Below are 13,660 nucleotides of genomic sequence, written 5' to 3'. Positions count from 1 at the left end.
ATTACACGTAAAGAAATTATTGTGCAAAGATACTTAAAGAAAGAGTGTCACACGGATTTTTTAATCATTTAGAAGGTCAATTGTTGGGGAAGCATTCATATGACTTTGTAGTCTCTAAAATACTTTTATTGTCGGTTTTAATAACGCCGTTTAATTTAGATTGTCACATCCAAATTAATTTCTAAACATGCCCAAATCTACTTTTACCGAAAAAATATTCGAGTAGAGCGCAGCACTTTGATTGCCTAAATCAGTTAACGCATAATCAATCTGAATGCCTTTATATTTAAATCCCAAGCCAATATTAGGTTGGAATCCTACTTTTTCAGTGTTGTCTAGTTGTTCTACATTTTGAAAATTCCCTACTCCGGCACGAACGAAAACTAGATTTGTATACCCAAATTCTAATCCTAAAGCCGGATCGATACTGACAAAATCAGTCGCGATAAGATCATTGGTTTTAGTAAATCGCATATTCATATTGGCAGCAGCCAAAATACTATAATCGTATCGGATGATGAATTTTTTGGCAATTCCTAATTGTGCTTTGGGCGCCGTAATTTCAGTACTTTCCGGTAAATCCTGATTTTCTCCAGGAATTGCATTCGCGATTTTCTGATACTCCTCTTCATCAATATTCCAAACATTATACGTGGTGGTAATGTCGCGAAGCATCAAACCAAATTGCCAGTTGTTTCTTTCGAATTGTAGCCCAACATCAAAACCAAATCCCCATGAATTGGCAAACTTACCAATAATACGTCGGATGATTTTGGAATTGACACCATATTGAAATCCCGGAACAGGTAGTTTTCGAGCATAAGAAAAAGTGAAGCCATAATCAGCAGTCGAAAAAAGACTGATTCGGTTGTAATCGATATTCCCCTGATTGTCGATTAGTTCGGTGGTATTCAGAATGTCGTCTACCCCAAAACGGATCAACGAAATTCCCCAAGCACTGCGATCATCAATAGGGCTGGCATAGGCCAAATAATCGTACTGGGCAATGTTAGCAAAATAATTGGCGTGCATTACTGATACCTGATGGTCTTCCAGATGCATGAGTCCGGCAGGATTCCAATACCCTGAATTGACATCATTGGTAGCCGCTACAACCGTATTTGACATACCCAATGCTGCTGCATCCACGCCGATGTTCATAAACTCATTAGAGTATTTTCTTACGGATTGACTGTAAATAAAGGTGCTAAACAAAAGCGTAGCTACTAAAAAACTTTTTCTCAAAGGTGTCATTTTTATAAACCGAAAGTCTGTTTAATTTTTATCAAAAATATAATTTTTTGCTGAGGTTGTTTCTTCCTTTTATTAAATAAATTTGAGAAAGAAATAATTGCTGCCAAAAACCAATGTTGTTATAAAATCTCTATTAAAAAACGTATATTCCATTCACTTATTATACTAAATTTACCAACTTTGATTCCTTAAACCGTATTATGATGACTATTAAAAAACACATCCCGAATATCATTACTTTACTTAATCTTTTTTGTGGCTGCATCGCTTTAGTGTTTGCTTTTAATCAAGATTTCGAAATAGCCTTTTATTTTGTTTGTCTGGGTATCTTTTTGGATTTTTTTGATGGTTTTTTTGCTCGTTTATTCAACGTTTCCAGTCCGCTGGGCTTGCAATTGGATTCTTTGGCAGACATGGTGACCAGTGGCATTGTTCCAGGATTGGTAATGTTTCAAATGATGGTTAGTCATTTAACAACAGCGCCAGCTGCCCATTTACAGTTTTTTCCTTATTTAGGATTTATAATTGCTATGGGTTCTTGCTACCGTTTGGCTAATTTTAATATTGATACCCGACAAACGGATTCTTTCATCGGGTTGCCCACACCAGCCAATGCGCTGTTTATTCTAAGTTTGCCTTTGGTTTTACAATATACGGATTCAATATTCATCGTCGAACTATTGACCAACCCATGGTTTTTATTAATGTTAACCGTATTGAGTGCGTATATGCTAAATGCTGAAATTCCGTTATTTTCTTTAAAAATCAAGAAGTTTAGTTTTAAAGAAAATACACTTCAAGTTATCTTCTTGATTTGTTCGGTTTTGTTGTTGATTTTCTTCCATTATTTAGGAATTCCTTTGTTGATACTATTTTATGTATTGTTGTCGGTTGTGAATAATAAAGTGCTCAAAAAGTAGTTTTTGTATGAAAAAACAAACCGTACGAAGAAAAACTAATGTAGTTCGTAAACCAAAAAAGAAACCAACTGTTTTCTCCGGAAAGTTGCTACACTATTCTATTATTACTTTTTTCGTGGTACTGCTCGTTGGAGTTGGTTTTCATTATCGAAATGGTTTAGCCTATTATTTTAGTTTTAAATCGGATAAAATTATTAGGGCAGAGAGAGAGGCTAAACGCATCTCGGATGTTCGAAATTATCAGGTTTTAGAAAAACATGAAGGAAAAAGTATAGGTATTGATGTTTCAGAATACCAAGGAAAAATCAATTGGTCGTATGTAGATACTTTAGAAAAAAAATATCCATTGCATTATGTTTTCATCCGTGCCACAGTTGGAAAAGACCGAAAAGACCGAGAATTTAATAGAAATTGGCGTGGTGCCAAAGAAAATAAAATGATTCGCGGCGCCTATCATTACTACCGACCAAATGAAAATTCACTGGAACAAGCTGCACTTTTTATAAAAACGGTTGCCCTTCAAAAAGGAGATTTACCACCCGTTTTAGATATTGAAAAATTGCCTAAAAATCAGTCAATTAGCAATCTTAAATTAGGCCTGAAGCGTTGGTTGCATGCAGTAGAATCCCATTATGGTGTTAAGCCCATTATTTATACCGGTGAGCGGTATTATGATGATTTTTTGAAAGAAGAATTCAGCGACTATCTTTTTTGGATTGCCAATTATAATTTTTATAGGGAGGAAATAGACGAAAATTGGTTGTTCTGGCAATTCACTGAAAAAGGAGCGATTCCGGGTATTAAAGGTCCTGTAGACATCAATATCTATAATGGTGATTTGCAGCAATTGCGGTATATTACTCAGGAGTAGTTATTGATTTTTCAGGATCGTAAAGAGTACAAAAGAAAAAAACATTAGCGCTCCAATCATAAAAAATACTGATTTAGGATTGGCAAAGTTTACAGTGTTTCCCATCCAAGCAATCTTCTTCGGAGGAAAAATACGCCTGTCCTCTTTGTTGTAATAAAACATTCCCCAAATCCAGTTGTCAGGATCTTTGGATCATTTTTCTTGAGTTTTTTGACTTGAGTTATCTTGTTTTTGCATTTTTAATGATTTTTAGTCTTTAAATCTCACCATTCAAAATCTCACCACTTTTTTAAAACTCTAATTTCTTCTTTCTCAACTCAAAATTTTGTCCCAGATAAACGCGACGTACCATTTCATCTTCTACTAATTCTTCTGGAATTCCAGCTTTTAGAATCCCACCTTCAAACATCAAATAGGTTTTATCAGTAATGGCTAAAGTTTCCTGCACGTTATGATCAGTAATAAGAATGCCTATATTTTTATTTTTTAATTGCGCTACAATCCGCTGAATATCCTCCACGGCAACGGGATCGACACCGGCAAAAGGCTCGTCTAACAATATGAATTTAGGGTCAGTAGCCAGACAACGGGCAATTTCGGTACGACGGCGTTCTCCACCCGAAAGTAAATCCCCTCTATTCGTACGAATGTGTTCTAAGCTGAACTCATCGATTAAGCTTTCCATCTTTGCTTCTTGCTCAGCCTTGGACAGTTTTGTCAATTGCAAAACGCTCAATATATTATCCTCGATACTTAATTTTCTAAAAACAGACGCTTCTTGTGCCAAGTATCCAATTCCCTGCTGTGCTCTTTTGTACATAGGATAATCGGTAATATTCAAATCATCAAGAAATATGTTGCCGGAGTTTGGTTTAACCAATCCCACAATCATATAAAAAGAAGTTGTCTTTCCAGCGCCATTGGGTCCCAAGAGCCCCACAATTTCTCCTTGATTTACCTCTACCGAAATGCCTTTTACAACACTGCGTCCTTTATAGGTTTTGATTAGATTTTCGGCTCTTAATTTCATATTTGTTGGCTTAATCGTTTAACCGTTTACTGGTTTAACCCGTCAAATAAACGAATAAACAATTAAACGGTTTTACTTCTTAACAATTATTTGGTACAGGTTTACTCCCCAATGTTCTTATTTGAGTAGTTGTCTGGAATCTTTTAGTTTAAAGAAAAATATTATTTTGTAGCGGTTGCTTCTAAAGCTTCCCAGAATTCATAGGCTCTTCTCAAATGTGGTACAACTATAGTTCCGCCAACGAGTGTTGCAATACCCATAGCTTCCATCATTTCTTCTTTGGTTACGCCTTCTTTATGGCTGGTTTCCAAATGGTATTTTACACAGTCATCACAGCGTAAAACTGCCGAAGCGACTAGTCCCAATAATTCTTTTGTTTTTACATCCAGAGCTCCTGCTGCATAAGCATTGGTATCCAAATTAAAAATTCGCTTTACAATTTTATTATTGTCTGCCAATAATTTTTCGTTCATTTTAGAACGGTACTCATTGAATTCTTCTATTATATCAGCCATTTGCTTTTTTTTGATTTTTTACTACTATTTTTGAAATTAAGATACTTGCTTCATAGATTATTAACATCGGAATTGTTACAATTATTTGGCTCACAACATCTGGAGGAGTGACAATTGCGGCAACTATAAGAATTATAATTACGGCATATTTCCAGTATTTTCGTAAAAAAACTGGAGTTACTAATCCTAGTTTAGTCAAAAAATAGATGATTATTGGTAATTCAAAGAACAGTCCGCAAGCAATTACACTTGTTTTTACCAATCCAATATACGAATCAATACTAAACTGGTTTTTTACTACCGGGCTTATGGTGAACGTAGCAAAGAAATTGACGGACATGGGTACAATTACATAGTAACCAAACAATACTCCTGTAAAGAAAAGCAAGGACGATGAAAAAATAAAAAGTTTTGCATGTTTTTTCTCGGTATCATAGAGTGCCGGACTGATGAATTTCCAAACTTCCCAAAGAATAATTGGGAAACCAAGAATAAATCCAGCAGTTATACAGGTCCAAATCAAAACATTGATTTGTCCTTCCATATTAGTATTTTGAATGATGAAAGGCATTTCTGTTACACAAATACTTTCGGCAAAACCTAAATAATTGGATAAGTCACAAAAAAAGCGGTAGGTTATGAAATTTGAATTGGTCGGGCCAAAAATAATTACGTCAAAAATATAATCACTAACAAAAAAAGTGATCGTTGCTAATATTAATATTGCAATCGTGCTTCGAACTAATAACCATCTTAATTCTTCCAGATGATCTAAAAACGACATTTCGTTTAAGTTTTTTTTCGCCATTATACTATTCCTTCTTTTAAAATATCGTGTAAATGCAATATGCCTTTGTATTTCTTCCCGTCCATAACTACTAATTGAGTGATGGAGAAATCTTCCATGATGTTTAGCGCTTCCACTACCATAGCGTTAGAAGTGGTCATTTTTGGATTTTTTGTCATGATATCCTTTGCTGTTAAATCAGCAAAAGTATCTCTGTCGCTTAACATTCTTCGAATATCTCCATCCGTAATTATCCCAATTACGGTATTGTTTTCAACCACTGCCGTTACCCCAAGACGTTTTTCAGAAATCTCAAAAATAACCTTTTTTATCGATGATTCTGCTGTAACCATAGGTTTTAAGCTGTGTTCCAACATGTCTTTTACACGTAGTAATAATTTTTTGCCTAAGGCACCTCCAGGATGATACACCGCAAAATCTTCCGGTTTGAAATCCCGCATTTCCATCAAACAAACGGCCATCGCATCCCCCATTACTAATTGTGCGGTGGTACTGTTTGTTGGGGCCAGATTGTTGGGACACGATTCAGAATCTACTGTGGTGTTCAGTACAAAATCAGATTCTTTGGACAAAAACGAGCTCATGTTACCGGTTATGGCAATTAGGGTATTTCCAAATCTTTTTAAGAGTGGTACTAAGACTTTTATTTCGGGACTATTGCCGCTTTTTGAAATACAAATAATCACATCTTCGTTTTGAATCATTCCTAAATCTCCATGAATGGCTTCGGAAGCGTGAAGGAAAAGCGATGGTGTTCCTGTAGAATTAAAGGAAGCCACCATTTTTTGAGCAATAATAGCACTTTTTCCTATTCCTGTTACAACTAATCGCCCTTTAGAATTATAGATTTTTTGAACTGCGTTACTAAAATTTTCATCCAGAAAATCAGACAGTTTAGCGATGGATTGGCTCTCCGAAACGATAGTTTTTTTGGCACTGGCCAATATATTTTCTTTAGTGATCAAAACAGAATGATTAAAATTTGTATGTGTAAAAGAAATTTGTACCTTTAGGTGTTGCAAATTTATACAAAATACCACATAATAAAGAATGAATCCAAACGAAATTGACATACACAAAGAATTAAAGAAGTATTTTGGCTTTAGCCAATTCAAAGGGTTGCAGGAACAAGTTATAAAATGTATCCTGAATCAAGAGAATACATTTGTGATAATGCCTACTGGTGGAGGAAAATCACTTTGTTATCAACTGCCAGCACTAATTCAGGAAGGGACTGCTATTGTAGTTTCACCATTGATTGCTTTAATGAAAAATCAGGTGGATGCCATTAGAAGTTTGTCTTCTGAAAATGGTGTAGCTCATGTTTTGAATTCCTCGCTTACTAAAACCGAAATCATTCAAGTAAAGAAAGATATTACCTCCGGATTGACTAAATTGCTTTATGTAGCACCTGAGTCTTTAACCAAAGAGGAATATGTAAATTTTTTAAAAAATGTTAGGATTTCTTTTGTCGCAATTGATGAGGCACATTGTATTTCAGAATGGGGTCATGATTTTAGACCTGAATATCGAAATCTAAAACACATCATTAAGCAACTTGGAGATGTACCTATTATAGGATTAACAGCAACAGCTACCCCTAAAGTACAGGAAGACATCCTGAAGAATTTAGATATGACCGATGCAAAGACTTTTAAAGCATCTTTCAACAGACCCAATTTATATTACGAAGTGCGTACTAAAACGAAGAATATCGAATCAGATATTATTCGTTTTATAAAACAGCACAAGGGGAAATCTGGAATCATTTATTGTTTAAGTCGCAAAAAAGTAGAGGCCATTGCCGAGGTTTTACAGGTAAATGGAATAAGTGCTGTGCCGTATCATGCGGGATTAGATGCTAAAACCCGAGCCAAACATCAGGACATGTTTCTTATGGAAGATGTAGATGTTGTGGTGGCAACTATCGCCTTTGGGATGGGAATTGACAAGCCGGATGTACGATTTGTCATTCATCATGATATTCCTAAATCATTAGAAAGTTATTATCAGGAAACGGGTCGTGCCGGTCGGGATGGGGGCGAAGGTCATTGTTTGGCTTATTACTCCTATAAAGATGTTGAGAAATTAGAAAAATTCATGTCTGGTAAACCTGTTGCTGAGCAGGAAATTGGATTTGCTTTATTGCAGGAAGTTGTTGCGTATGCAGAAACTTCGATGTCAAGAAGAAAATTTTTATTGCATTATTTTGGTGAAGAATTTGATGATATTACAGGCGAAGGAGCTGATATGGATGACAACGTTAGAAATCCAAAAATAAAAATTGAGGCGAAAGATCAAGTAGTACAACTGTTGCAAGTAGTTCGAGACACCAAACATTTGTACAAATCTAAAGAGGTTGTTTTTACGTTAATTGGACGTGTCAATGCTGTGATAAAAGCGCATAGAACGGATACACAATCTTTTTTTGGATGTGGTTCAGCTCATGATGAAAAATACTGGATGGCCTTGTTGCGACAAGTTCTGGTAGCGGGGTACTTATCTAAAGATATTGAAACTTACGGCATAGTTAAAATCACTAATAAAGGATTGGATTTTATTAAAAACCCAAAGTCTTTTATGATGTCTGAGGACCATGAATACAATGAGACTGTAGATGAAGCGATTATAACAGCTTCTAAATCAACGGGAGTTGCTGATGAAGTTTTGATGAGTATGTTGCGTGATTTACGTAAAAAAGTTGCTAAAAAAGTGGGTGTTCCTCCTTTCGTTGTTTTTCAAGATCCATCTCTGGAAGATATGGCTTTGAAATATCCCGTCTCTCAAGAAGAATTAATTAATATTCATGGAGTTGGTGAAGGAAAAGCTAAAAAATACGGAAAAGAATTCTTAGAATTGATAAGTCAATATGTTGAGGAAAACGATATCATTCGTCCGGAGGATTTAGTAGTAAAATCAACCGGTGTCAATTCAGTTAACAAACTGTACATTATTCAAAATATCGACAGGAAGTTGTCTCTAGATGATATTGCTTCTGCCAAAGGAATTAATATGGATGCTTTAATTAAAGAAATGGAGCAGATTGTCTATTCCGGAACCAAGCTGAATATAAAATATTGGATCGATGATATGCTTGATGATGATCAACAAGAAGAAATTCATGATTATTTTATGGAATCTGAATCTGATAATATTGAAAACGCACTCAAAGAATTTGATGGTGATTATGATATTGATGAATTGCGCTTGATGCGAATTAAATTCATCAGCGAGGTAGCTAATTAATCATAAAATCGAAAGGCTTACAATCATAAAGTTTTATAAAGTTTGGTTTTTTAGCATTTCTACTGTATGACTTTAGACTACATAAAGTTCTCCACGATGCGGTTTCAATGCATCTCGAACCTGAATCATAAATTCATCGGTTACTACCATAAAAGCAATAGCTTGCATTTCACCATGAATTTCAAATCCAGTTATACTTAACGGTAATTTTTCAATAGTGATGTATTCTTTCAAATGAATTTCGTGATGTTCTGCTGTTTTTGCGGAAGCTGGCCCGCGGAAATCCCATATCAGTTTTATTTTTCTAGACATTTTGTTAGGTTAATTGTTGTTGACGTACAAAGTTACAAAGTCTATTTATAAAATAAGGTGATTTGAAAAATGGATTTTCTTTTCAATAACAGGAAGTCCGTACAAAATACTACTTTTGCAATTAGATTATTTTAAACATTTTAAAGTCAATAATCTAAAAAATCGAATAATCTATAAAAATGCCTCAAGAACTCTTATTACAAGTATCACCTGAAATAGCAGCAAACGATTTACTGCTAAAAGACCATTTGTCCAAACAAATTACCGTTTCTGTACATGAAATTCAGCATATTTCTATTTTAAAACGGTCAATAGATGCACGTCAAAAAGCAATAAAAATTAATCTTAAAGTTTTAATCTATTTTAAGGGAGAATCGTATCAGGAGAAAAAAATTGAACTTCCAGAGTATAAGAATGTTTCCGAAGCTCAAGAAGTAATCGTTGTTGGTGCTGGACCTGCAGGACTTTTTGCCGCTTTGCAACTAATAGAGTTGGGATTAAAACCAATAGTAATCGAGCGTGGAAAAGACGTTCGAGGCAGAAGAAGAGATTTGAAAGCAATCAATTTGGATCATATTGTTAATGAAGACTCCAATTATTGTTTTGGCGAAGGCGGAGCAGGAACCTATTCGGACGGGAAATTATACACGCGTTCTAAAAAACGAGGTGATGTAACACGCGTTTTGGAATTGTTTGTCGCTTTTGGTGCTTCAGAGGATATTCTGATTGAAGCGCATCCGCATATTGGGACAAATAAATTGCCTCAAATTATTCAAGACATGCGCGAGAAAATTATTGAATGTGGCGGCCAAGTTTTGTTTGAGACGAGATTAACAGATATTATTCTAAAAAACAATGAAGTGCAAGGTGTCGTTACTCAAAAAGGAGATACGATTCTTGCCAATAAACTCATTCTGGCTACAGGACATTCTGCTCGTGATATTTTCGAATTATTAGATAGAAAGAACGTTTTTATAGAGGCTAAACCTTTTGCTTTAGGCGTTAGGGCAGAGCATCCACAATCTTTGATCGATAGTATTCAATACAGCTGTGATTATCGTGGGGAGTATTTGCCTCCAGCTCCATATTCCATCGTGAAACAAGTTGGCGGAAGAGGAATGTATTCGTTCTGTATGTGCCCCGGTGGTGTAATTGCGCCTTGTGCCACAAGCCCTGGCGAAGTGGTTACTAATGGTTGGTCCCCATCCAAAAGAGATCAGGCTACTGCAAATTCTGGAATTGTAATTGAACTTCAACTGGAAGATTTTAAACCTTTTGCTAAATTCGGTGCTTTAGCCGGAATGGAATTTCAAAAAAGTATCGAGCAAAAAGCATGGCATTTGGCAGGAGAAAGCCAAAAAGTGCCTGCGCAACGCATGATTGATTTTACGCAGAACAGAATATCTTCGGATATCCCTAAAACATCTTATGTTCCAGGAACGACTTCAGTAGAAATGGGGCAAGTTTTCCCTGAATTCTTATCACAAATATTGCGTGAAGGTTTTACGGAATTTGGAAAGGCGATGCGTGGTTATTTGACCAATGAGGCAGTGCTTCATGCCCCAGAATCCAGAACGTCATCACCGGTGCGTATTCCCAGAGACCCATTGACTTACGAGCATGTTCAAATAAAAGGGTTGTATCCTTGCGGAGAAGGGGCTGGTTATGCGGGTGGAATAATTTCTGCGGCAATTGATGGTGAAAAATGTGCGTTGATGATTGGTGCTATTTTAAATAATTAGAATACCTCAATATGAACTGCGCTCAAAATTTCAGGCAAATTTATTGTTAATTTGAGAATGCTATACTCGATAGTGTATCGGGTATAGTAATTCTATTTAAAATAGGTAAGGCAACTAATTCGGCATTCACCTACGGAACATTTACAAAAAAATTCGATCTCCCATTTTTAAAAGCAGTAGGATTATTTATTAGAACAACAACTCCATCACTTTATAAGCTTCAATACAAGCAGGTTTGTCTCATATGTTATAATTTCCTTTTCGGCTGTATGTATTGGGGAAGTATAATTTATGAAACGTATTTCGACCGTATTGTACCTTATTTTGGTATTGAATATCTGTGTACTCCATAACATCTAAACTGCTAAATGCGAAAAAAGGTAGTGCTATCAGACTATTATTTTTCAGTATTGAGATCACTTAAACATTGATTCATTTTGGTAAATAATAGTTTTTCATCAATAGGTTTGGACACATAATCATTCATTCCGACTTCTTTACATTTTTTAACGTCTACTGATGTCACATCAGCAGTAAGTGCTATAATTGGAATTTTTGATTTCATAATATTTCTAATGTAAGTAGTGGCTTCGAAACCGTTCATTTCTGGCATTTGTAAATCCATTAAAATAATGTCATACTTGTTTTTTTGCAGTTCTTCTATGCCTAGTTTACCATTATCAGTAATGGTCACATCATAGCCAAAATCGAGAAGTATTATTTTTATTAAAAGTTGATTTAGTGCAATATCTTCTACAACCAATACTTTGATGTTTTGGGCAGTTTTTTCTTTTGATGTTTTTTCTTGTAGTGATTTGAATGTGTCCATAGATTGTATTTCGGGTGTAGTATTTTCTTTTTCGAAACTAAGAATGAAACCAAAGGTAGACCCTTTGCCTTCTTTACTGTTTACTATAATTTTGCCTCCTTGTAGTTCTACAAGTTGTTTTACAATGGCAAGCCCTAATCCAGTCCCTCCAAATGAGCTGCTTGTTCCTGCCGTTGCTTGTTCAAAATTATTAAAGACTTCGGTTAATTTATTTTCGGGAATTCCTATTCCGGTATCTATAATCAGGAATTCGATTGTCGCTTTTTTAGAATCCTGATTCAGCAGGTGAACGCGTATAGTGATCTTTCCATTGGGTGTAAATTTTACAGCATTGCTCATCAAATTAAGCATGATTTGCCGTAAGCGCATCGAATCGCCTAACAGATTTTCAGGAATCCTCAGGTCATAATCATTGATTAGTTGTAAATTTTTCTCCTGCATTTTAGGTTCAAACAAATGGAGCATTGTGGAAACTGACACAGACAAACTTAATGGAAGCTTTTCAAAAGTCATTTTTCCAGCATCAACTTTAGCAATATCAAGGATATCATTAATCAAAACAATCAAAGCATCTCCTGATTCTTTAATGGCATTAATATATTCTTTTTGGGATTCATTCAAATTAGTCTTTAAGACCACATTAGTAAACCCAATTATGGCATTCATAGGTGTGCGTATCTCATGACTCATGTTTGAAAGAAATTGTTGCTTTGACTTTACTGCTTCTTCCGCTATTTTTGTTTTTAATTCCGCATTAATTTTAGCCGCAATTAATTCTTTTTTTGCTACTACCTGTGGTGTAACATCGTAAGCAATGATAGTGACTCCGGAAATTGTTTCGTTGGCTTCCAGATAGGGTTGATATACAAAGTTGAAATAGGTTTCTTCGGTTTTTCCATTGCGTACAATAGGTGCTAATAGTTCGTTTCCGTAAAAAGGAATTCCTGATCTAAAGACCTCTTCAAGTAATTTTGGAAAAGGTAAATCTATGAGTTCAGGTAAAACGGCAATAAATTTTTTTCCTTCTACAGCGTCTCCTTTTCCCCAGATGTCTTTTATGCTTATATTGGCAAGGGTAACAATCATATCTTTCCCTTTTAATATTGCTATTGCAAAAGGAGATTTCATCAGCATCATATTATAGCGTTTTTCGCTATTTTCAATTCTGATCAGTGTTTTTTTATTTATTTCCAGTTCTTTTTCAAGCAGTATTCTTTCTTTTCTCTGGAGTTCATCAGCGAGTCTTCTAACTTCAGTTATGTCTTTTATGGTTAGTAGAATTAATTCTTCGCCAATTGTTTTTTTTACAAAACAATTGGCATTAAGTAACATTGTCTTTTCTCCAAGATTAGGGAAAAAATGTTTTACTTCTAAATCCGGAATACTATCCGTGCATGAAAGGGCATTATTAAGTAACTGATGGAGTTCAGGAATATCCCATAGCCCATTTTTCAATTGAAATAAGTAGTTTCCTTCCGTTTCTTCTTTGGTGATACGATGTTTTTTATAAAAGGATTTACTCGCTGATTTTATACAAAAATCTTTATTGAGTATCAGTATTGTTTCCTGAATGGAATCAATTATTGCTTCAGAATATTCATAGGATTCTTTGAGTAATTCATTATTTCTTTTTAATTCTTGATTATTTGAAATAAGAGATTGATTCTCTGTGATATCCTCCCCTTGTTGTATAATATATTTAACATTATTATCAGCATCTAATACAGGAGTGTGACTTATTTTCCAATAACGAACTTCGTATTCCCCACCGTCAGCGTCTGGTTTTTTAATATCGTATTTTTGGACGGGTAAAAAATCAGTTTCCTTATTTTTTAATACACGATTAAAAGAAGCATTTATGTTTTTTTCTCCATCGGCAACTACATCATCAGGATTATTTGGGAACACCTCGAAAATATTTTTATCTAAAATGTTTTCTCTTTTCGTCATGGTGACTTTCAAGAAAGCATCTGTAACCGCTATTATAGTTAAGTCAGGATTTATAACTAACAGAAGTGCTGGAGAGAAATTGAATAATTCTGGGTAGATGTTTTCTTCCATAAGTGTAACCTTTTGATTTTGTAGGTTTAAATTTATTCGGGGATACTTTATCAACTTTAAGAAGCAGGTTTT

Annotated in this window: 12 protein-coding genes; 4 read left to right on the top strand and 8 right to left on the bottom strand. The window is 35.0% G+C overall.

The genetic code is table 11. From position 1 onward, the window contains the following. Positions 1 to 174: 174 nt before the first annotated feature. Positions 175 to 1,245 (bottom strand): putative type IX sorting system protein PorV2, encoded by a 1,071-nt coding sequence (locus tag AC0608_RS01150; protein ID WP_470303378.1) that lies wholly within the window; start codon positions 1,243 to 1,245, stop codon positions 175 to 177. Positions 1,246 to 1,457: 212 nt separating this feature from the next. On the opposite strand from AC0608_RS01150, the gene AC0608_RS01145 reads away from it, so the two are divergent. Together AC0608_RS01145 and AC0608_RS01140 are read left to right on the top strand one after the other, a co-directional pair. Next, complete coding sequence (locus AC0608_RS01145; protein WP_478288501.1) at positions 1,458 to 2,174, top strand: CDP-alcohol phosphatidyltransferase family protein; 717 nt, start codon at positions 1,458 to 1,460, stop codon at positions 2,172 to 2,174. A gap of 7 nt (positions 2,175 to 2,181) precedes the next feature. Next, positions 2,182 to 3,045: a glycoside hydrolase family 25 protein gene (locus tag AC0608_RS01140; RefSeq protein ID WP_478287837.1), complete on the top strand. Its 864-nt coding sequence runs from the start codon at positions 2,182 to 2,184 to the stop codon at positions 3,043 to 3,045. Here AC0608_RS01140 and AC0608_RS01135 read toward each other — a convergent pair whose 3' ends face one another. The 5 genes from AC0608_RS01135 to AC0608_RS01115 all read right to left on the bottom strand — a co-directional run bounded on the left by AC0608_RS01135 (position 3,046) and on the right by AC0608_RS01115 (position 6,363). Beyond that, positions 3,046 to 3,207, bottom strand: coding sequence for a DUF5808 domain-containing protein (locus AC0608_RS01135; RefSeq protein ID WP_478287836.1), 162 nt, complete (start codon positions 3,205 to 3,207; stop codon positions 3,046 to 3,048). 127 nt (positions 3,208 to 3,334) lie between these two features. Next, positions 3,335 to 4,075, bottom strand: a complete 741-nt coding sequence (lptB, locus tag AC0608_RS01130; protein ID WP_066082639.1) for an LPS export ABC transporter ATP-binding protein — start codon at positions 4,073 to 4,075, stop codon at positions 3,335 to 3,337. A 161-nt stretch (positions 4,076 to 4,236) separates the two neighbouring features. After that, positions 4,237 to 4,590: a carboxymuconolactone decarboxylase family protein gene (locus AC0608_RS01125; RefSeq protein WP_417958412.1), complete on the bottom strand. Its 354-nt coding sequence runs from the start codon at positions 4,588 to 4,590 to the stop codon at positions 4,237 to 4,239. Beyond that, the gene (tatC, locus tag AC0608_RS01120; protein ID WP_417958411.1) at positions 4,583 to 5,398 is read right to left on the bottom strand and encodes a twin-arginine translocase subunit TatC; all 816 of its coding nucleotides are present in this window, start codon (positions 5,396 to 5,398) and stop codon (positions 4,583 to 4,585) included. The genes AC0608_RS01125 and tatC overlap by 8 nt, the downstream gene beginning before the upstream one ends. Further along, the gene (locus AC0608_RS01115; protein ID WP_478287835.1) at positions 5,398 to 6,363 is read right to left on the bottom strand and encodes a KpsF/GutQ family sugar-phosphate isomerase; all 966 of its coding nucleotides are present in this window, start codon (positions 6,361 to 6,363) and stop codon (positions 5,398 to 5,400) included. Before AC0608_RS01115 ends, tatC begins: the two co-directional genes overlap by 1 nt. Before the next feature lie 85 nt (positions 6,364 to 6,448). Between AC0608_RS01115 and recQ the strand changes: the two genes are divergently transcribed. Next, positions 6,449 to 8,644: a DNA helicase RecQ gene (recQ, locus tag AC0608_RS01110; protein ID WP_478287834.1), complete on the top strand. Its 2,196-nt coding sequence runs from the start codon at positions 6,449 to 6,451 to the stop codon at positions 8,642 to 8,644. A 72-nt stretch (positions 8,645 to 8,716) separates the two neighbouring features. On the opposite strand, the gene AC0608_RS01105 is transcribed toward recQ, so the two are convergent. Continuing rightward, on the bottom strand, positions 8,717 to 8,956 hold the full coding sequence (locus AC0608_RS01105) for a hypothetical protein (protein ID WP_478287833.1): 240 nt from the start codon (positions 8,954 to 8,956) through the stop codon (positions 8,717 to 8,719). A gap of 179 nt (positions 8,957 to 9,135) precedes the next feature. On the opposite strand from AC0608_RS01105, the gene AC0608_RS01100 reads away from it, so the two are divergent. After that, positions 9,136 to 10,698, top strand: coding sequence for an NAD(P)/FAD-dependent oxidoreductase (locus tag AC0608_RS01100; RefSeq protein ID WP_478287832.1), 1,563 nt, complete (start codon positions 9,136 to 9,138; stop codon positions 10,696 to 10,698). 397 nt (positions 10,699 to 11,095) lie between these two features. On the opposite strand, the gene AC0608_RS01095 is transcribed toward AC0608_RS01100, so the two are convergent. Continuing rightward, positions 11,096 to 13,588, bottom strand: coding sequence for a PAS domain-containing hybrid sensor histidine kinase/response regulator (locus AC0608_RS01095; protein WP_478287831.1), 2,493 nt, complete (start codon positions 13,586 to 13,588; stop codon positions 11,096 to 11,098). Between the last annotated feature and the right edge of the window lie 72 nt (positions 13,589 to 13,660).

The organism is Flavobacterium sp. GNP008, assembly GCF_056428965.1.
The sequence above is the reverse complement of the archived record's forward strand: the minus strand, read 5'-3'. Positions and strand labels throughout refer to the sequence as shown.

What these genes read in the sequence shown, in the direction of transcription:
- AC0608_RS01095 (WP_478287831.1), bottom strand. Translation starts at nt 13,588, where the DNA reads ATGGAAGAAAACATCTACCCAGAATTATTCAATTTCTCTCCAGCACTT.
- AC0608_RS01140 (WP_478287837.1), top strand. Translation starts at nt 2,182, where the DNA reads ATGAAAAAACAAACCGTACGAAGAAAAACTAATGTAGTTCGTAAACCA.
- AC0608_RS01145 (WP_478288501.1), top strand. Translation starts at nt 1,458, where the DNA reads ATGACTATTAAAAAACACATCCCGAATATCATTACTTTACTTAATCTT.
- lptB (WP_066082639.1), bottom strand. Translation starts at nt 4,075, where the DNA reads ATGAAATTAAGAGCCGAAAATCTAATCAAAACCTATAAAGGACGCAGT.
- AC0608_RS01105 (WP_478287833.1), bottom strand. Translation starts at nt 8,956, where the DNA reads ATGTCTAGAAAAATAAAACTGATATGGGATTTCCGCGGGCCAGCTTCC.
- tatC (WP_417958411.1), bottom strand. Translation starts at nt 5,398, where the DNA reads ATGGCGAAAAAAAACTTAAACGAAATGTCGTTTTTAGATCATCTGGAA.
- AC0608_RS01135 (WP_478287836.1), bottom strand. Translation starts at nt 3,207, where the DNA reads ATGTTTTATTACAACAAAGAGGACAGGCGTATTTTTCCTCCGAAGAAG.
- AC0608_RS01125 (WP_417958412.1), bottom strand. Translation starts at nt 4,590, where the DNA reads ATGGCTGATATAATAGAAGAATTCAATGAGTACCGTTCTAAAATGAAC.
- recQ (WP_478287834.1), top strand. Translation starts at nt 6,449, where the DNA reads ATGAATCCAAACGAAATTGACATACACAAAGAATTAAAGAAGTATTTT.
- AC0608_RS01100 (WP_478287832.1), top strand. Translation starts at nt 9,136, where the DNA reads ATGCCTCAAGAACTCTTATTACAAGTATCACCTGAAATAGCAGCAAAC.